Here is a 16,454-nt window from a genome sequence, read left to right as displayed (position 1 = left end):
CATGTCACCCGTTCACTTGCTACGTTTCCTGTATGACCGCTCTGACGGCAGAGGTGGCGGACCCCGCCCCGCCTCCGCCCCCCGGCGCCCGCGCACCCCGGGGCAGGGGGGCCGAGCTGATGCTCCTCGCCGGGGCCGTCGCGATCTCCGTCCTCGGCCACCTCCACGTCGGCTTCGCACTGACCGGCGCAGCGCCGCGCGGCGCCGACCGCTACGCCGCCGGGCTCGCCTGTGCCGCTCTGCTCGCCCACCTCGCCGTCCGTTTCCGGGCGCCGTACGCGGACCCGCTGCTGCTGCCGATCGCGTTCCTGCTGAACGGGCTCGGGCTGGTCCTCATCCAGCGCCTCGACGCCACCACCCCCCACCACCTGGCGGCCGGGGACCAGCTGCGGTGGTCCGGGCTCGGAGCCGCCCTGTTCGTCGTCGCCGTCGCCGTGCTGCGCGACCACCGGGCGCTCCAGCGCTACGCCTACCTGGCGGCGGCCGCGGGCCTGGTGCTGATGCTCGTCCCCGTGTTCTTCCCGCCGGTCAACGGGGCGCACATCTGGATCCGGTTCGGGGGGCTGTCCTTCCAGCCGGGGGAGTTCGCGAAGATCCTGCTCGCGGTGTTCTTCGCCGCCTACCTCGCCGCGAACCGGACCGCGCTCGCCCTCACCGGCCGCCGGCTGTTCTGGCGGCTGCGGCTCCTGCCGGGCCGCGCCCTCGGGCCCGTCCTCGCGATCTGGCTGCTGAGCGTCGGCATGCTCGTGCTGGAACGGGACCTCGGCACGTCCCTGCTCTTCTTCGGCCTCTTCGTCATCATGCTGTTCACCGCCACCGGGCGGACCGGCTGGATCGCCATCGGGCTCGCCCTCGCCGCGCTGGGGGCCTACGCCGTCGGCACCCTCGAACCGCACGTCCACAGCCGGGTCGAGGACTGGCTGCACCCCCTCGCCTCCGTCGAGCGCGGCGAAGGCCCCGGCCAGCTCGCCCAGTCCCTCTTCGCGTTCGGCGCCGGCGGCCTGCTCGGCGCCGGGCTCGGACACGGCCAGTCCTTCCTCATCGGCTTCGCCGCCAAATCCGACTTCATCCTCGCCACCGCCGGCGAAGAGCTCGGCCTCGCCGGCCTCACCGCCATCCTGCTGCTGTACGGGATCCTCGTGCACCGCGGCTTCCGCGCCGGGCTCGCGCTGCGCGACCCCTTCGGGCGGCTGCTGGCCACCGGCCTCGCCTCGATCATCGCCCTCCAGGTGTTCGGCATCGCCGGGGGCGTGACCGGGCTGATCCCGCTCACGGGCATGGCCATGCCCTTCCTGGCGCAGGGCGGCTCGTCCGTCGTCACCAACTGGATCATCGTCGCGCTGCTCGTCCGGCTGAGCGACAGCGCGCGCAGGCCGCTGCCGGACGGCGGGGCGGAGGGGGGCGGGTGATCCGGCACATCCGCTGGTGCGCCTGGTTCTGCGCACTGCTCCTCGCGGCCCTGCTCGTCAACGCCGCACGCGTGCAGGTCTGGGAGGCCGCCGCCTACCGGGACAGCCCGGCCAACAAGCGGCCCGCCGTGGAGCGGTGGGCCCAGCCGCGCGGCGACATCCTGGTCGAGGGACGGCCCGTCACCGGCTCCCGGGACAGCCGGCAGCTGCTGCGCTGGGAGCGCACGTACGCGGACGGCCCGCTGTACGCGCCGGTCACCGGGTTCGCCTCGCAGACGTACGGGACGAGCCTGCTGGAGCGCGCCGAGGACGCCCTCCTCGCCGGGACCGACCCCGGGCTCACCGCCTTCCCCCTCTGGTACGACCTGGCCCGCGGCCGGCCCTCCGGCGGGAACGCGGAGACCACCCTCGTCGCGGCCGTCCAGCAGGCCGGGTACACCGCCCTGGAGGGCAAGCGGGGGGCGGTCGCCGCCCTCGAACCGGTCACCGGGCGGATCCTCGCCCTCGTCAGCAGCCCCTCCTACGACCCGGGGGAGCTGTCCGGGACCGGTACGGCCGTCACCGCGGCCTGGACCCGGCTCAACGAGGACCCCGCCCGGCCCATGCTGAACCGGGCGCTGCACGAGACGTACCCGCCCGGATCCACGTTCAAGATCGTGACGGCGGCTGCGGCGCTCGACGCGGGCACCGTCACCGACGTGGACGCGCCGACCCGTACCCCCGACCCCTACCCGCTGCCCGGCACCCGCACCCTGCTCCCCAACGCGGCCTCGGGCTGCGAGGACGCCTCCATGGCCGACGCGGTGCGGTGGTCCTGCAACACGGTGATGGCCCGGATCGGCGTCCGCGTGGGGCTGCGGGGCATGGCGGAGGCGGCCCGCCGGTTCGGGTTCAACGACGCGGGGCTGCGCGTGCCCGCCTGGGTGTCCCGTTCGAACTTCGACACCGACATGAGCCCCGACCAGCTCGCCCTGTCCTCCATCGGGCAGTTCAACACCAAGGCCACGCCGCTCCAGATGGCCCGGGTCGCCGCGGCCGTCGCGTCCGGCGGGGAGCTGCCGGCCCCGTACCTCGTGGAGCGCGCCACCCGCGCCGACGGCACCCAGATCCGCACCGGCGGCCGCCGCGGCGGATCCGGGCGGGCCATGACGCCCTCGACGGCCCTGCGGCTCCAGGAGCTGATGGTCGGTGCCGTCGAGGACGGCACCGCGCGCAACGCGGCCGTCGCCGGAGCGGTCGTCGGCGGCAAGACGGGCACCGCCCAGCACGGCGTCGGCAACGCCGGCACGCCGTACGCCTGGTTCATCGGCTGGGCCAAGGCCGCGGACGAGCCCCTGCCGGGGGTCGCGGTCGCGGTGGTGGTCGAGGACGCCTCCGGGGACCGCGGCGACATCAGCGGCAACAGTGCGGCCGCGCCGATCGCCCGCGCGGTGATGGAGGCGGCCCTCCGGGCCGGGCCCTGAGTGCTTCCCCACGGGTCGGGGGCGTTGGCGGCACCGGACAGCGGTAGACGAGTCGTCAACAAGTCGGGCGCGGGGGATTGACGGGCTTGCTGACAAGCAGTCTCATAACTGGTGTACGCCGCACGGCGATTGCGGCCGGCGGCGACCGACGTCGACCCCCGCCAACCCAGTTAGGGCGAGGTGCCCCGCCATGACGACCACCACGACCACCGACGGGACGGACCCCGGCCGGGTCCTCCAGGACGCGCTCGGCCTCCTCAAGGACCGCGAGCAGATCGCGGCGCGGCTGCTCGAATCCTCCGCCAAGCACTCCTTCGACCCCGACAAGGAACTCGACTGGGACGCCCCCCTCGTCGACGGCGCGTACTACGTGCCGCCGGAACTCCTGTCGCTGTACGACACCCCGCTCTGGAAGCGCATGGGCGAACAGCAGCGCATCGACCTCTCGCGGCACGAGGCCGCCTCCCTCGCCTCCCTCGGCATCTGGTTCGAGATCATCCTCATGCAGCTCCTCGTCAGGCACATCTACGACAAGCCGCTGACGAGCAACCACGTCCGCTACGCCCTCACCGAGATAGCCGACGAGTGCCGCCACTCGATGATGTTCGCCCGCCTGATCCAGAAGATCGGGGCCCCCGACTACCCCGTCTCCCCCCTCCACCACAACCTCGCCCGCCTCCTCAAGACCGTCTCCACCACCCCCGGCTCCTTCGCCTGCACCCTCCTCGGCGAGGAGATCCTCGACTGGATGCAGCGCCTCACCTTCCCCGACGAGCGCATCCAGCCCCTCGTCCGCGGCATCACCCGCATCCACGTCGTCGAGGAAGCCCGCCACGTCCGCTACGCCCGCGAGGAACTCCGCCGCCAGATGCTGACCGCACCCCGCTGGGAGCAGGAACTGACCCGCATCAGCTGCGGAGAGGCCGCCCGCGTCTTCTCCCTCGCCTTCGTCAACCCCCGGGTGTACGAGAACGTCGGCCTCGACCGCCGCGAAGCCGTCGCCCAGGTCAAGGCCAGCGGCCACCGCCGCGAGGTCATGCAGACCGGCGCCAAGCGGCTCACCGACTTCCTCGACGACATCGGCGTCCTGCGCGGAGTCGGCCGCAGGCTGTGGCGCGCCTCCGGCCTCCTCGCCTGATCGCCACCCGGACGGCGGTCCCCGGAAGCTAACCTGCGGGCATGACCGCACCCGCGTACCGCCGGCTGAGCGTCGAGGAGCGGCGGGCCCAGCTCCTCGACGCGGCCCTGTCGCTGTTCGCGCACCGGGCACCCGAAGACGTCTCCCTCGACGGCGTCGCCGAGGCCGCGGGCGTCTCGCGGCCCCTGGTGTACCGCTACTTCCCGGGCGGCAAGCAGCAGCTGTACGAGGCCGCACTGCGCTCCGCCGCCGACCGGCTCGACCAGTGCTTCGCCGTACCGCAGACCGGGCCCCTCACCCGCCGCCTCTCCCTCGCCCTCGACCACTACCTGGCGTTCGTCGACGAGCACGACACCGGTTTCGCCGCCCTCCTGCAGGGCGGCAGCGTCGTCGAGACCTCCCGCACCACCGCCACCGTCGACGGAATCCGCCGCTCGGCCGCCCAGCAGATCCTCCTCCACCTCGCCGTGCCCACCCCCGGGCCGCGGCTGCGGATGATGGTCCGGACATGGATCACCGCCGTCGAGGCCGCCTCCCTCATATGGGTCGACGAAGGCAAACACCCCGACGCCGCAACCCTGCGGGACTGGCTCGTCGACCAGTTCATCGCCCTCCTGGCCGCCACCGCCGCCACCGACCCCGAAACCGCCGCGGCCGCCCGCGCCGCCCTCGCCCTGGAGGAGGCGGACGGGCCGGCCGGCCTCCTCGCCCGACGGGTCATCCCCGTGGTCTCCGAGGCCGCGCACCTGCTGTGAGCAGGGCCGGGCCGGGAGCCGTGGGGGACACTGGAGGCGTGAGAAGCGAACCCACCCCCTTCGAGGGCGGCCCGATGGACGGCCGGGTCCTGCCCGTCCTCGTCGGCCCCACCGGCCACCCCCCGAAGTGGTACGAGATCCCGGTCCCGGCGGCCGACGGCGGTGACCCGACCATCCTGCTGTACGAGCGCGTGCCCTCCGGGTACAGCAAGCGGCTGGCGCTCCAGAAGGGGTGGAAGTACGACTACCGGCCGGGCGGGGAGAAGCCGAAGCTGCGCTGGCCGTGGAGCAGGCCGACGGGGCGGTAGCGGCCCCTCCGCCTGAAGGCGGTACTGCGGCCCGCGCCGGTCCGCGCCGGCGGCGCCAGGGGCGTACGGGGCGTCAGCGGCGCCGGCGGCGCCAGGGGCCTCCGGGGCGTCAGTGGTCCGTGCGGCCCCGGCGGTGCATGGCGAAGGCCAGGCCCGCGGCGCCGACCGCCGCGATGCCGCCGCCCGCCGCGAGCAGCAGCAGCCCGTCGCCCGGCTCGTCGGCCAGGGTGTGCAGCCGCAGGGTGCCGGTCGTCCCGGCGGCGACGACCCGTCCGTCCCGGATTCCGGTCTTGTGGCCGCTCCCGTCCGCGTCCCCGGCTCCGCCCGCGGGGCGCGGACTCGCCGCGGTCGCCTGGCGTGCCGTCGCCGCCCCGCCGCCGACCCAGGAGTCCAGTCGGCCGTCCGGCCGCAGGGCCGCGTGCAGCGCGCCTGTCCCGCCGATGTCCGTGACCCCGTTCCGGCTGGTCAGCACCGCGGCTGTGACCCCGTCGGCGTCCAGGATCTCCGCCTCGTACGCCTCCCCGGCCCGGTAGACGTCCGCCCGGGACACCCCGTCCGCGAGCGCGACGCTCCGCAGGAGCGTGCGCGGGCCGGCGGACTGCGCCGCAGACGCGGCCGGCAGCCCCTCCGCCAGGGCGGAAGCCGTCGGCAGGGCGAGCAGCCCTGCGGCGCATGCGGCCACGGCTGCGGCACGAACGGGACGCCTGCTCAAGGGACTTCCTTCCGAGGTGGGGAACCAACGCCGACGCGCCCACCCTAGGAACCGGCCGTTGCGGTACCGCGATGAGCATGTAACAGCCACCCGGCGGAGAGCCGTAGATGCCGTTACACAACCGAGAAGTCCTCCGGGGGATTGCCACCGGACGCCCCGGCTGCTCCCATGAACGGCGGGGGGTGAAGCCGATGCCCGAACCCGTGCCCGCACGGCTCACAGTGCTGCCGAGCGGCCGCCCCGGCCGCGGCCGGCTCTACGTGAACCTGCCCGACGGCAGGGCAGTGGCCTGGTACGACCGGCAGGCCAACCGGATCAGCCTGCTCGCCGACCCGCACCGCGAAGCGGTCCTCGCCGCCCTGCGGCCCTACCTCACCGGGGCTCCGGCCGTCGGCCCGCCGCCCGTGCCGACCGCCGCCGCGCTGCGCCGCCTCGCGCTGCCACCGGACCGGGACCTCGCCCCCAACCGGCCCGGCGAAGCCCTGCTCGGCGAACTGGCCTTCGGGTCGCCGGGCGGGCGGGAACGGCACCGCATACGGCAGGCGCTGGGTGTGCAGCAGCGCATGGGGGACCGGCTCGACGGGCTCGAAGGGGGCGGCTGGCGGGTCCTGCACTGCGTGCCGGTGAGGGGGCTCGGCCGGATCGACCACCTGGTGATCGGACCCGGCGGGGTGTTCTGCGTGCGGACCGTCGCGGGGCGGCGGCAGCGGGTCGTCGTCGGGGACCTGCTGATCGGCGTCGGCCGGGCCGAACCGCGTCCGGAACCCCGCTGGATCCGCCGGGCGGCAGCCGCCGCGGCCGGTGCGCTCGGGACGCCGGTCGGAGCGGCGCTGGCCGTCGTGGACGCCTCCCGCCTCGACGTCGCGCCCACCGTCCGCGACATCCGGGTGCTGGAGCCGGCCACGGCGCCGGCCGCCTTCGCGGCGGCCCCGGCGACCCTCAAACCGCCGGAGGTGGAGGCGCTGTTCGGGCTCGCGCGGGACATCCGGACCTGGCGGGGGTGGTGAGGGGGCGCTACGCCGAGCTGCGCTTCCTCGGGGCCGCCTTCTTCGCCGCGGCCGTCTTCCCGGCCGCCGTCTTGGCCGTCGACTTCGTGGCGGACGCCTTCGTCCGGGACGCCTTCGTCTCGGACGCCTTGGCCGTCGCCTTCCCCGACGCCGATGTCGACGTCGACTTGCGTGCCTTCGCGGTCGCCGGCTGGGAGCGGGCGGCCGTCGACTTCTTGCCGCCGACCGCCTTCGGGGCGGCAGGCGCCGTCTTGCGGGTGCGCCGCATCGGAGTGACCTCCGCCTCCTCCCTCTCCTCCTTCCCCGCCTTCCCCTCCTTGCCCTCCTGCGGCGTGCCCTCGCGGGAGGCCTTCGCCGCCTTCACGCTCTTCTCCAGCGCCGCCATCAGGTCGATGACCTTGCCGCCCGCCGGCTGGACCTCCGCCTCCGACGGCGGTTCGAACGCGCCGCCCGCCTTCGCCTCGATCATCGCCTCGACGGCCTCGCGGTACTCGTCCTTCAGCGACGACATCTCCACCTCGCCGAGCGTCGCCATCAGCGCGTCCGCCAGGTCCAGCTCCGCGTCCCGCACCGCCACGGACGACTCGGGGGCCACCCCCTCCGGCCGGCGGATCTCGTCCGGCCACAGCAGGCCGTGCATGGCGATCACGTCGTCCACCACGCGCAGCATGCCCAGGCGCTCGCGGCCCCGCAGGGCGAACTTGGCGATGGCGACGCGGCGGCTGCGCTTCAGGGCCTCGCGCAGCAGGGTGTACGGCTTGGCGGCCGTCGCGCCGTTCGCCGCCAGGTAGTACGCCGCGTCCATCTGGAGGGGGTCGATCTCGTCCGCCGGGACGAAGGAGACGATCTCGATCGTCTTCGCCGTGGAGATCGGCAGCTGGGCCAGGTCCTCGTCGGTGATCGGGATGATCGAGCCGTCCGCCTCCTCGTAGCCCTTGCCGATCTCGGCGCCCGACAGCTCCTCGCCGTCCAGCTCGCACACCTTGCGGTAGCGGACACGCCCGCCGTCCTCCAGGTGGATCTGGCGGAACGAGATCGCATGGCTCTCGGTGGCGTTCACCAGCTTGATCGGGATGCTGACCAGGCCGAAGGAAATGGCGCCGTTCCAGATGGATCGCACGGTTCCTCCCGTTTCGTGGCAATCTCATCGTATGACGCCGATCACCATGGTGGAGGGGCGCCGCATCTCGCTCAGCAACCTGGACAAGGTCATCCACCCCGAGACCGGCTTCACCAAGGGCGAGGTACTGCACTACTACGCCACCGTCGCGAAGTTCCTTCTGCCGCACATCCAGGACCGGCCGGTTTCGTTCCTGCGCTATCCGGACGGCCCCGAGGGGCAGCTCTTCTTCACGAAGAACCCGCCGCCCGGCACCCCCGACTGGGTGAAGACCGCGCCGGTGCCCCGGTCCGACGACCCCTCCGCAGAGCAGATCGTCGTCTCCGACCTGCCCACCCTGATGTGGGCCGCCAACCTCGTCGTGGAGTTCCACGTCCCGCAGTGGACCGCCGGCAGCCCCGGCATCGCCAACCGCCTCATCCTCGACCTCGACCCCGGCGCGCCCGCCACCGTCGTCGAGTGCTGCGCCGCTGCCGTGTGGCTTCGGGAACGGCTCGCCGCGGACGGGCTGCGGGCCTGCGCCAAGACCTCCGGGGCCAAGGGGCTGCACCTGTCCGTGCCGCTCGAACCCGTCCCCTCGGAGCAGGTGTCGGCCTACGCCAAGGCCCTGGCCCAGGAGGCGGAGCGGGCGCTGCCCGATCTCGTCGTGCACCGCATGGCGAAAGCGCTGCGGCCCGGGAAGGTCTTCGTCGACCACAGCCAGAACGCCGCCGCCAAGACCACCGCCGCGCCGTACACGCTGCGGGCCCGTGCCCGGCCCACCGTCTCCGCGCCCGTGTCGTGGAAGGAGGTGGAGGCCTGCCGCAACCCCGCCGACCTGGTGTTCCTCGCCGACGACATCCTGCCCCGGATCGAACGGGACGGCGACCTGTCCGCCGTCCTCCTCGACCCCGCCGCCGCCCACCGGCTGCCCGGAGCGCGGCCGTGATCCGCGTCGCCCTCGCCGCATCCGTACGCACCCTGCCGCGGGGCGCGGGGCTCGCGTACGAGCCGAAGTTCGACGGGCACCGGCTCGTCGTGATCCGGAAGCCGGAGGGCGTGGTGCTCCAGGCGCGGTCCGGGCGGATCGTGAGCGGCGCCTTCCCCGACCTCGTCGCGGCCGCGCTGCAGCTGCCCGCCGACACCGTCCTCGACGGGGAGGTCGTCGTCTGGCACGCCGGGCGCACCGACTTCGCCCTCGTGCAGCGGCGGGCCGCCGCGGCGACAGCCGCCCGGGCCGCCGTACTCGCGCAGAGCCACCCCGCCTCGTACGCGGCCTTCGACGTCCTGGAACTCGCCGGGCTCGACGTCCGGGCCCGGCCCTACGAGCGGCGCCGCGCCCTCCTCGTCGACCTGCTGCTGCCCCTCGGGCCGCCCCTTCAGCCCGTCCCCATGACCACCGATCCGGAGCTGGCCGCCACCTGGTACGAGACGCTCCCCGCCAGCGGCATCGAAGGGCTCGTGGTCAAACGGCTCGACCAGCCCTACCCGGCGGGGCGGCGGGGCTGGCAGAAGCTGCGGCACACGGAGGTCCGGGACGCCGCCGTCGTCGGCTACACCGGGACGGAGCGGAGGCCGCAGGCGCTGGTGGTCGTGCTGCCCGTCGGGGACGGGACGCCCGTCGTCTCCAGCCCGCTGTCCGCCGGACTGCGCGGGGAGGTCGCCGCCGAGCTGGCCGCCCGGGGGGCCGGCGCCCCGGCGGTGCGCACGGCCACCGCCGTCGGCGTGGGCGACGTCGCCTACCGGGTGCTCGACCCGCCGCTGTCCGCCGAGGTGCGGCACACCTCCACGCGGCACCCGCCGCCCGAAGTGCTGCGGCTGCGGACACCGCTCTGACCTGCGCCGCGAAGGCACAGGTCAGAGCTGTTTGCGCAGGTCAGGAGTGGGCGCCGCGGCCCGCGCCCGGCGGGGACCCCGGCTGCGGGTGCGGGCCCGGCCCCTCCGCGCGCCGGTAGCCGGACTCCCGGCGGGCGCGGACCTCGTCCGGGTGCTCGGAGGTCGTCGACCCGAAGTTCCCGTAGCCCTGCATCTCGTGCGGGCGCAGACCGCCCTCCGGGATGCCGACGGAGTCGCGCTCCTCGCGGACCTCGTACACCGCCCCGCCCTCCGGCACATGCGGCTGGCTCTCGGCGTCCGGCGGCGGCGGCTCCTTGGCCCGGACCCGCTGCCCCAGCTTGAAGCCGGCCAGCAGGAAGCCCGCGATCAGGATGCCGACCACGAAGAACCAGGCGATGTCGGTGAGAGTCGCGTCGACCGCGATGTAGCTCATGTCCATACGAGTCATTTTCCCGGTTTTCTGGTGATTCACCCGGGGAGAAATGGTTCCCGCCGATCCGATTGCCCCCGGGGCCGGAGGGTATGCGCCGCGGGCGACCGACCGGAGAGAGGAGCCGGGCCATGCCCCGCGGATCGTCACCCAAGCGCGAACGGCAGTACGAGCACATCAAGGAGAGCGCGGAGGAGCGCGGCGTACCCGAGGCCCGTGCCAAGGAGATCGCCGCCCGCACCGTCAACAAGGTCCGCGCCCAGGAAGGCGAGGCCGAGACGGCGAGCAGGCTGTCCCTGGAGGACATGCCCCCGTCGCGGCGCGGCGGCCTGCACTCCCACGAGGGAGCACAGGGACCGACGTACGCGCAGCTGTACGAGGAGGCCCGGAGGCGCAACGTCCGCGGCCGCTCCGACATGAACAAGGCACAGCTCAAGCGGGCCCTCGGGAAATAGGCGTCAGCGCAGGGGGCCGTCCGTGTCGCGGAGCGGCCGGACGCCGCGCCCGGCCAGCACCGCGAGGATCTCCGCGCAGATCGCGAGGGCCGTCTCGGCAGGCGTACGGGCGCCCAGGTCCAGGCCGATCGGCCCGTGCACCCGCGACAGCTCCGCCTCCCGCACGCCCGCGGCCCGAAGCCCCTCGCGCCGCCGGGCCGTCGTCTTCCGCGAGCCCAGCGCGCCCACGTACGGAACCCCCAGCTCCAGCGCCGCCCGCAGGGCCGGCACGTCGAACTCCGGATCGTGGCTCAGCATCACCAGGCACGCCGCGTCCCGCCGCGCCGCCAGCAACTCCTCCGCCTCCGCGGCACCGGCCACGCACTCCGCCTCCCAGCCCAGCAGCCGCGCCTGCGCCCCGATCACCTCCGCCAGCTCGCCGCCGCCCCCGACCACCAGGTGCGGGGCCGACGGAAACGCCTCCACCAGCACCAGCCCCGCCTGCCCGTACAGAGCGTCCCGACCCGCCCGGCGCGCCGCCAGCAGCTCCCCGGCCCGCCGTACGGCCTCGTCCGCCGACCCGTCCGCCGCGTCCACGACCTCGCTCACCGCCCTGTCCGCCCGCTCGTTCAGCCGCGTCACCAGCGCCACCCCTGCCCCCCGGCCCAGCAGCTCCCACCACCGCGCCGGCACCGACGCCAGCGGCTGCAGTAGGACCTCCGCCCGGCCGCCGCAGGTCAGCCGCGCCGCCGCCGCGCCCTCCGCCCCGACCGACACCTCGCACACCCGGGCCGTGTCCCCGGCCCGCCACGCCGCCGCCTCCGCCACCAGCTCGGCGTCGAAGACGCCCCCGTACAGCGAGCCCGCACACCCGCCGCGGGCGTCCACCAGCAGGGCCCCGGCCGGCTCCCGCGGGCCGAAGCCCTGCTCGGCGACCGGGCGGGCCAGGAACGCCGCCCGCCCCTCGGCCGTCCACCGCTGCGCCGCCTCCACCAGTCCGCGCATCGCGCTGCTCCCTCCTCGTCGTCAGAGCGCCGTCGTCGCCGGGGCCGCCGATGCGTGCCGCGGCCCCATCACCAACCTATGCACGCCGCCCGCGCCCACCCATGCCCCGAACCCACAGACCGCAGGGACCGCCCTCGTACGGACCACCGGGCCGACGCGGCGGCCGGCGGCACTTGCGGATCGCCCCCCGATGGGGTTCCGTCGAAAGGGAGAGGCCTAGCGAGGACCCATGTTCTTCACCGACCGCGACGACGCGGGACGACGACTCGCCGAAGCGCTCAGGGCGTACGCGGCGGAGGACCCCGTCGTCCTCGGCCTCCCGCGCGGCGGAGTCCCCGTCGCCTACCACGCGGCCCGCGCCCTCGGCGCCCCCCTCGACGTGGTCGTCGTCCGCAAGCTCGGGGTGCCGTACCAGCCCGAGCTGGCGTTCGGGGCGATCGGCGAGGGCGGCGTACGCGTCATCAGCGACGACATCGTCCGCCGCGGCCGGATCAGCGAGGCGGACATCGCCCGCGTCGAACGCGCCGAACAGGAGGAACTCCGCCGCCGCGCCGACCGCTTCCGCTCCGGCCGCGCCCCCGTCCCCCTCGACGGCCGCACCGCGATCGTCGTCGACGACGGCATCGCGACGGGCGCCACCGCGGCCGCCGCCTGCCGCGTCGTACGGGCCCACGGCGCGCGCCGCGTCGTGATGGCGGCGCCGGTGGCCGCACCCAACGCGGTGGCCCGCCTCGCCGAGGCCGCGGACGAGGTGGTCACCCTGGCGGAACCGGCCGCGTTCTCCGCGGTGGGCCAGTGGTACCGCGACTTCGACCAGACCCCGGACGACGCGGTGGTCGCCCTCCTGGCCAGGGCGGCGGCCGAAAGGACCGGCGAAACATGAGGCAGCGGACCGACCCGACCCCCGTGGTGATCGACGCGGCGGGCCTCCCGCTGGAAGGCGACCTGGCCCTCCCCCCGAACACCCCCGCCGTCGTCCTCTTCGCCCACGGCTCCGGCAGCAGCCGCCACAGCCCGCGCAACCGGCAGGTCGCCGACACCCTCGTCCGCGCCGGCCTCGGCACGCTCCTCTTCGACCTGCTGACCCCGCAGGAGGAAGGGGACCGCGCCCGCGTCTTCGACATCCCGACCCTGGCAGGCCGCCTCACCGCGGCGACGGCCTGGCTGCGCACCCGCCCGGGAACCCCGCCCGCCCTGGCCTACTTCGGGGCGAGCACGGGCGCGGCCGCAGCCCTGACGGCAGCCGCCGCCCCGGACTCCCCGGTCTACGCGGTGGTCTCCCGCGGCGGCCGCCCCGACCTCGCGGACCACCTCCCCGCGGTCCGCGCCCCCACCCTCCTCATCGTCGGCGGCGACGACACCCAGGTCCTGATGCTGAACCGCGAGGCGCAGTCCCGCCTCCGCTGCGAAAGCCGCCTGGAGGTGGTGGAGGGCGCAACCCACCTCTTCGAGGAACCGGGCGCCCTGGAGGAAGTCGCCACCCTGGCCACCAGGTGGCTCACCACCCACCTCCCCGGCCGCAGTGGCGCGGCCCCGTCTCAGACCTGAGGCGCGAAACCGACGAACCCGGCCCAGGCGGCGGGGGAGAGGGCGATCCGGGGCCCGTCCTGCACCTTGGAGTCACGGACGTGGACGGCGTGCGCACCAGCGGCAACCTCGACACAGCTGTCTCCGTCGCCGCTGCTGTAGCTGCTTTTGAACCAGGCCAGTTCATGCGCGTTCATAGTGCTCCTCGCATCTCCCGCAGCAGGCCCGCGGAGTCCTCCAAGGAGAGGGCCTGTGCGCGCATCCTGGCATATCGCCGTTGGAGCACGCTGATCTCCTTCGGGTCGGCGAAGAAGAGGCCTCCACGCTGCCCCTCGTTGTAGGCGAACCAGCGGGCCTCTGACGTCTCCAACAGCTGCACGGGCCCGGCAAGCCCCGCATGTGAAGGACGTACCAGCGGCATCACCTGGATCTCCACGTTGCGCAGGCGGGCGACCTCCAGTACGTGCTCGATGAGCATCCGGGTCACCTCCACCCCGCCCGTCCTCCGCAGGAACAGGTGTTCCTCCAGGATGAAGCCGAAGGTCGTGTTCGGGCGTTCCCGCAGCAGTCGCTGCCGTTCCGCCCGCGCCGCCCACTGCGCCTCGATCTGTTCGTCGCTCAGCGGCGGCAGCTGGTCCACGAACAGGGTGCGCGCGTACGACTCGGGCTGCAAGAGGCCAGGGACCATCCGGCACTCGTACGTGTACAGGGTGACCGCCTCCGCCTCCAACCCCGCCCACCGCCGGAACCAACTGGCCAGTCCCGGCTGCCGCGACAGATGCCGGGCCGCCTGCCGCAGCGCGCCCGTGTTCCCCAGTGCCTCCTCCGCCTGCTCCACGAAATGCCGGTCCGGCATCCTCCTGCCCTGCTCGACGGAGGCCACGGTGTGCCGTGAGAAACTGACCCGCTCCGCGAACTCCGCACGGCTCAGGCCCGCATGCTCCCGCAGGGCCTGGACGACCGCGCCGAACGTGCGCAGGCTGTCCGACGCCTCCGGCTCCCCGCCGACCGGGCCGCAGCCGCCCGCCGCCTCCGCGCCAGCACCGCCCTGGTCCGTGTTCCCGTAGGCCATCCCGGCCCACCTCCCGCGCACGTGCCCGCTTACCGCTCCCGACCCGCCCCATGGTCACGGACCGTGACGCGTACTGTCCACCCTCCGTACGCGTACGCTGACGCGGCGTACGCGGTGGGTCCCTGGTGAACGGCTCGCCCCCGCCCCCACATTGGGGTCATGACACCCCACTCCACCGAACGGACTCTGCCTGCGCCGGTCACCGTACGTGTGTTCTCCGAGCGGTTCCGCTCCACCCGCCGCGGTGCCCGCCTCGCCCGCTGCCTCGCCGTGCACCAGCTCCAGGCGTGGGGCATCAGGTCCGACACCGTCCTCTCCCACGACGCGGCGCTCGTCATCGCCGAACTCACCGCCAACGCCGTCACGCACGGCCGTCTGCCGGGAAGGGACTTCGCACTCACCCTCACCCTCGCTCCCGACACCCTCCGCATCGAGGTCTCCGACACCCGCAGCGAGCGCCTCCCGCCCACCCCGGCCACAGAGCCGCCACCGCTCTCCGAATCGGGCAGGGGCCTGCTCCTCGTCCAATCCCTCGCAACCCACTGGGAGGTCCACCCGCGCACCCCCGTCGGCAAGACGATCTCCGCGCACCTGCCCATCCCCCGTTGACCTCCGGGTGGGGGGCTTGCGTTGGGAGGCCGGTACCGAACCTCGTGGCGGCGGGTTGCCGTCGTCGCCTGGGTGTTTACGAGTCTGGGCGCTCGCCGGATCGGAGCCCTGCTCGTCCCGGTGCATCTCTGACGTAGCCCGCGGACGGAAGGAGGTGCCCCATGTCGAAGGGGAGGGCGAAGGCGTCGTCGGCCACGGGGAGGAGCAGCCGCCAAGCCGAGGTCAGGTTCTCGACAGCCGGCTTCCGCCCGGTGAGCGTGTGCACGGCCGAGGTCCGGTCGGGCCGGCGGAGGGCTGCCGATCACCCCGTGGCAGACGGGTGCGTGAGTACCGGCAGCGGCCACCTCCTCGACGGCGAAGCCGTGATCGCGCTCGTGCCGCGCGTTCCCCGTGTGGCCCACACGCCCCTCGCGCGGGACCTGCGCAACAACGACAAAGGCCCGGACTCAGTGGAACTGAGTTCGGGCCTTCATGCTTGGCACTTCAGCTGGTCAGCGACACTTTCACACTGAGTGGCTGGAGTGCCCCCGGCAGGATTCGAACCTGCGCACACGGCTCCGGAGGCCGTCGGCATTTCCAGCGTTTTCCCAGGTAAGTGACCTAGCTGACGTAATGTTAGAAGCTCCGTCCCGCGGATGTCCCGTGAAAATGAAATGTCCCGTTTAGGTATCACTCTGCGCTGGAGTCCCGCGCGTTGAGGTCCGGCCGCGACAGGGTGGGCATCAGAGGTCCCTCAGTGCGTCAGGCTGCGCGACCCCGGCTCGAGTGGTCGGGACGTCTCGGTAACCCAATCATTCGGAACGCTCGGAACGCGGGTGGCCGTCGTGCCGTACGTCGGTTGAGCACCGAGTGGATCCAAGGGGGGACACGCCCTCGCCCGACCGCCGGCTACTTCCGTCCGGGGGTCCACTTCATGCCGAGCCGGTAGGCGCGGGAGATCACGTCCTGGACTCCGGGACCGTCCGCCGGGGTGAACCAGCGCACCTCGCGTCCGATGACGAGTTCGCCCTTCTGCCGCTTGATGAGGGCGATGGCACAGGCGTGCGTAGATGTAGACGAAGAGCAGGAGCTTCTGGAACTCGGCCTGGTGGTCCAGATTGATGGCGAGGTTCTCTCCCGCCTCCCGTGCCCCGGTCCGGTCGTCCGAGTCGAGGGCGACGTAGGGGAAGCGGTCCACCGCGCCGAAGGCAGGCACCCACGAGCACGGCGCCCACGGCGGCCAATGGCTCACCCTTGCCGACCAGTCCCGCCCAACCCGCCCCGCGGATGCCCTTCCCGTCTACCTCCGCCTGGCCGCCCGCCTCGCACGCGGGACCGGCAACCGCCCCTACGAACGACTCGCCAGCCTGCTCCTGGGTGTCCGCGACTGCCACCACCGCCTCGGCATGCCGGACGACTTCACCACCTATGCCGCCGACCTGCGCGCCGCCCAGAAGCGCAAGCGGAATCTGATGCGACTGATAGACGACTGTGGGCTACGACTCGCCAAGCATGTCATGTTGACATCGTCAACACACCTCACTGTTGTTTACGGTTGAACTCTCGTGTACGCTGATCGCGGGGCTGGGGGTCTGCCCGCGTCGCGAGACGGGGCATTCTCCCGTGGGGAGTCGTGTGCTCGCAGGGCCGCGCGAAAACGCAAGGGAATGG

16 protein-coding genes and 2 pseudogenes are annotated in these 16,454 nt (G+C 73.7%); 12 read left to right on the top strand and 6 right to left on the bottom strand.

Annotated elements, in window-relative coordinates; genetic code table 11:
- Positions 1 to 32: 32 nt before the first annotated feature.
- The 5 genes from MUK52_RS09925 to MUK52_RS09905 all read left to right on the top strand — a co-directional run bounded on the left by MUK52_RS09925 (position 33) and on the right by MUK52_RS09905 (position 5,073).
- Positions 33 to 1,409, top strand: coding sequence for an FtsW/RodA/SpoVE family cell cycle protein (locus MUK52_RS09925; protein ID WP_114054167.1), 1,377 nt, complete (start codon positions 33 to 35; stop codon positions 1,407 to 1,409).
- Complete coding sequence (locus MUK52_RS09920) at positions 1,406 to 2,872, top strand: penicillin-binding transpeptidase domain-containing protein (RefSeq protein WP_114054168.1); 1,467 nt, start codon at positions 1,406 to 1,408, stop codon at positions 2,870 to 2,872. The genes MUK52_RS09925 and MUK52_RS09920 overlap by 4 nt, the downstream gene beginning before the upstream one ends.
- A 190-nt stretch (positions 2,873 to 3,062) precedes the next feature.
- Entirely contained in the window at positions 3,063 to 4,010 is a 948-nt protein-coding gene (locus MUK52_RS09915) for an AurF N-oxygenase family protein (RefSeq protein WP_114054169.1), read from the top strand.
- Positions 4,011 to 4,051: 41 nt separating this feature from the next.
- Complete coding sequence (locus MUK52_RS09910; protein ID WP_114054170.1) at positions 4,052 to 4,765, top strand: TetR/AcrR family transcriptional regulator; 714 nt, start codon at positions 4,052 to 4,054, stop codon at positions 4,763 to 4,765.
- A 38-nt stretch (positions 4,766 to 4,803) separates the two neighbouring features.
- On the top strand, positions 4,804 to 5,073 hold the full coding sequence (locus MUK52_RS09905) for a DUF8847 domain-containing protein (protein ID WP_114054171.1): 270 nt from the start codon (positions 4,804 to 4,806) through the stop codon (positions 5,071 to 5,073).
- A gap of 109 nt (positions 5,074 to 5,182) precedes the next feature.
- Here MUK52_RS09905 and MUK52_RS09900 read toward each other — a convergent pair whose 3' ends face one another.
- The gene (locus MUK52_RS09900; protein ID WP_284575638.1) at positions 5,183 to 5,785 is read right to left on the bottom strand and encodes a hypothetical protein; all 603 of its coding nucleotides are present in this window, start codon (positions 5,783 to 5,785) and stop codon (positions 5,183 to 5,185) included.
- Positions 5,786 to 5,976: 191 nt separating this feature from the next.
- Here MUK52_RS09900 and MUK52_RS09895 point away from each other — a divergent pair, with 191 nt between their 5' ends.
- The gene (locus MUK52_RS09895) at positions 5,977 to 6,792 is read left to right on the top strand and encodes a nuclease-related domain-containing protein (protein WP_284575636.1); all 816 of its coding nucleotides are present in this window, start codon (positions 5,977 to 5,979) and stop codon (positions 6,790 to 6,792) included.
- 7 nt (positions 6,793 to 6,799) lie between these two features.
- Here MUK52_RS09895 and ku read toward each other — a convergent pair whose 3' ends face one another.
- Positions 6,800 to 7,912: a non-homologous end joining protein Ku gene (gene ku, locus MUK52_RS09890; RefSeq protein WP_284575633.1), complete on the bottom strand. Its 1,113-nt coding sequence runs from the start codon at positions 7,910 to 7,912 to the stop codon at positions 6,800 to 6,802.
- Positions 7,913 to 7,943: 31 nt separating this feature from the next.
- On the opposite strand from ku, the gene ligD reads away from it, so the two are divergent.
- Both ligD and MUK52_RS09880 read left to right on the top strand, forming a co-directional pair.
- Positions 7,944 to 8,840, top strand: a complete 897-nt coding sequence (ligD, locus tag MUK52_RS09885) for a non-homologous end-joining DNA ligase (protein ID WP_284575629.1) — start codon at positions 7,944 to 7,946, stop codon at positions 8,838 to 8,840.
- The gene (locus MUK52_RS09880; RefSeq protein WP_284581686.1) at positions 8,840 to 9,727 is read left to right on the top strand and encodes an ATP-dependent DNA ligase; all 888 of its coding nucleotides are present in this window, start codon (positions 8,840 to 8,842) and stop codon (positions 9,725 to 9,727) included. The genes ligD and MUK52_RS09880 overlap by 1 nt, the downstream gene beginning before the upstream one ends.
- Positions 9,728 to 9,767: 40 nt before the next feature.
- On the opposite strand, the gene MUK52_RS09875 is transcribed toward MUK52_RS09880, so the two are convergent.
- Positions 9,768 to 10,166, bottom strand: a complete 399-nt coding sequence (locus MUK52_RS09875) for a DUF6479 family protein (protein WP_284575628.1) — start codon at positions 10,164 to 10,166, stop codon at positions 9,768 to 9,770.
- A gap of 122 nt (positions 10,167 to 10,288) precedes the next feature.
- Between MUK52_RS09875 and MUK52_RS09870 the strand changes: the two genes are divergently transcribed.
- Positions 10,289 to 10,612, top strand: coding sequence for a plasmid stabilization protein (locus MUK52_RS09870; protein WP_114054176.1), 324 nt, complete (start codon positions 10,289 to 10,291; stop codon positions 10,610 to 10,612).
- A 3-nt stretch (positions 10,613 to 10,615) separates the two neighbouring features.
- On the opposite strand, the gene MUK52_RS09865 is transcribed toward MUK52_RS09870, so the two are convergent.
- Positions 10,616 to 11,596 carry an XdhC family protein gene (locus tag MUK52_RS09865; RefSeq protein ID WP_114054177.1) on the bottom strand — a complete coding sequence of 327 codons (981 nt, stop codon included), beginning with the start codon at positions 11,594 to 11,596 and terminating at the stop codon, positions 10,616 to 10,618.
- 229 nt (positions 11,597 to 11,825) lie between these two features.
- Here MUK52_RS09865 and MUK52_RS09860 point away from each other — a divergent pair.
- A pseudogene (locus MUK52_RS09860) lies at positions 11,826 to 13,144 on the top strand (phosphoribosyltransferase family protein).
- Here the strand turns inward: MUK52_RS09860 and MUK52_RS09855 are convergent.
- Both MUK52_RS09855 and MUK52_RS09850 read right to left on the bottom strand, forming a co-directional pair.
- Entirely contained in the window at positions 13,135 to 13,320 is a 186-nt protein-coding gene (locus MUK52_RS09855; protein WP_114054178.1) for a DUF397 domain-containing protein, read from the bottom strand. The pseudogene MUK52_RS09860 and the gene MUK52_RS09855 sit on opposite strands and share 10 nt — an antisense overlap.
- Complete coding sequence (locus tag MUK52_RS09850; RefSeq protein WP_284575625.1) at positions 13,317 to 14,195, bottom strand: helix-turn-helix domain-containing protein; 879 nt, start codon at positions 14,193 to 14,195, stop codon at positions 13,317 to 13,319. Before MUK52_RS09850 ends, MUK52_RS09855 begins: the two co-directional genes overlap by 4 nt.
- Before the next feature lie 159 nt (positions 14,196 to 14,354).
- On the opposite strand from MUK52_RS09850, the gene MUK52_RS09845 reads away from it, so the two are divergent.
- Together MUK52_RS09845 and MUK52_RS09840 are read left to right on the top strand one after the other, a co-directional pair.
- Positions 14,355 to 14,804 carry an ATP-binding protein gene (locus tag MUK52_RS09845; RefSeq protein WP_114054180.1) on the top strand — a complete coding sequence of 150 codons (450 nt, stop codon included), beginning with the start codon at positions 14,355 to 14,357 and terminating at the stop codon, positions 14,802 to 14,804.
- Between the two features lie 1,199 nt (positions 14,805 to 16,003).
- Positions 16,004 to 16,342: pseudogene (locus tag MUK52_RS09840) on the top strand (hypothetical protein); the annotation flags it as partial.
- Positions 16,343 to 16,454 lie beyond the last annotated feature (112 nt).

It is taken from the genome of Streptomyces sp. 2P-4 (assembly GCF_030167965.1).
Lineage (GTDB): Bacteria > Actinomycetota > Actinomycetes > Streptomycetales > Streptomycetaceae > Streptomyces > Streptomyces globosus_A.
The sequence above is the reverse complement of the archived record's forward strand: the minus strand, read 5'-3'. Positions and strand labels throughout refer to the sequence as shown.

What these genes read in the sequence shown, in the direction of transcription:
- MUK52_RS09925 (WP_114054167.1), top strand. Translation starts at nt 33, where the DNA reads ATGACCGCTCTGACGGCAGAGGTGGCGGACCCCGCCCCGCCTCCGCCC.
- MUK52_RS09915 (WP_114054169.1), top strand. Translation starts at nt 3,063, where the DNA reads ATGACGACCACCACGACCACCGACGGGACGGACCCCGGCCGGGTCCTC.
- MUK52_RS09910 (WP_114054170.1), top strand. Translation starts at nt 4,052, where the DNA reads ATGACCGCACCCGCGTACCGCCGGCTGAGCGTCGAGGAGCGGCGGGCC.
- MUK52_RS09895 (WP_284575636.1), top strand. Translation starts at nt 5,977, where the DNA reads ATGCCCGAACCCGTGCCCGCACGGCTCACAGTGCTGCCGAGCGGCCGC.
- ligD (WP_284575629.1), top strand. Translation starts at nt 7,944, where the DNA reads ATGACGCCGATCACCATGGTGGAGGGGCGCCGCATCTCGCTCAGCAAC.
- MUK52_RS09875 (WP_284575628.1), bottom strand. Translation starts at nt 10,166, where the DNA reads ATGGACATGAGCTACATCGCGGTCGACGCGACTCTCACCGACATCGCC.
- MUK52_RS09870 (WP_114054176.1), top strand. Translation starts at nt 10,289, where the DNA reads ATGCCCCGCGGATCGTCACCCAAGCGCGAACGGCAGTACGAGCACATC.
- MUK52_RS09865 (WP_114054177.1), bottom strand. Translation starts at nt 11,596, where the DNA reads ATGCGCGGACTGGTGGAGGCGGCGCAGCGGTGGACGGCCGAGGGGCGG.
- MUK52_RS09855 (WP_114054178.1), bottom strand. Translation starts at nt 13,320, where the DNA reads ATGAACGCGCATGAACTGGCCTGGTTCAAAAGCAGCTACAGCAGCGGC.
- MUK52_RS09850 (WP_284575625.1), bottom strand. Translation starts at nt 14,195, where the DNA reads ATGGCCTACGGGAACACGGACCAGGGCGGTGCTGGCGCGGAGGCGGCG.
- MUK52_RS09845 (WP_114054180.1), top strand. Translation starts at nt 14,355, where the DNA reads ATGACACCCCACTCCACCGAACGGACTCTGCCTGCGCCGGTCACCGTA.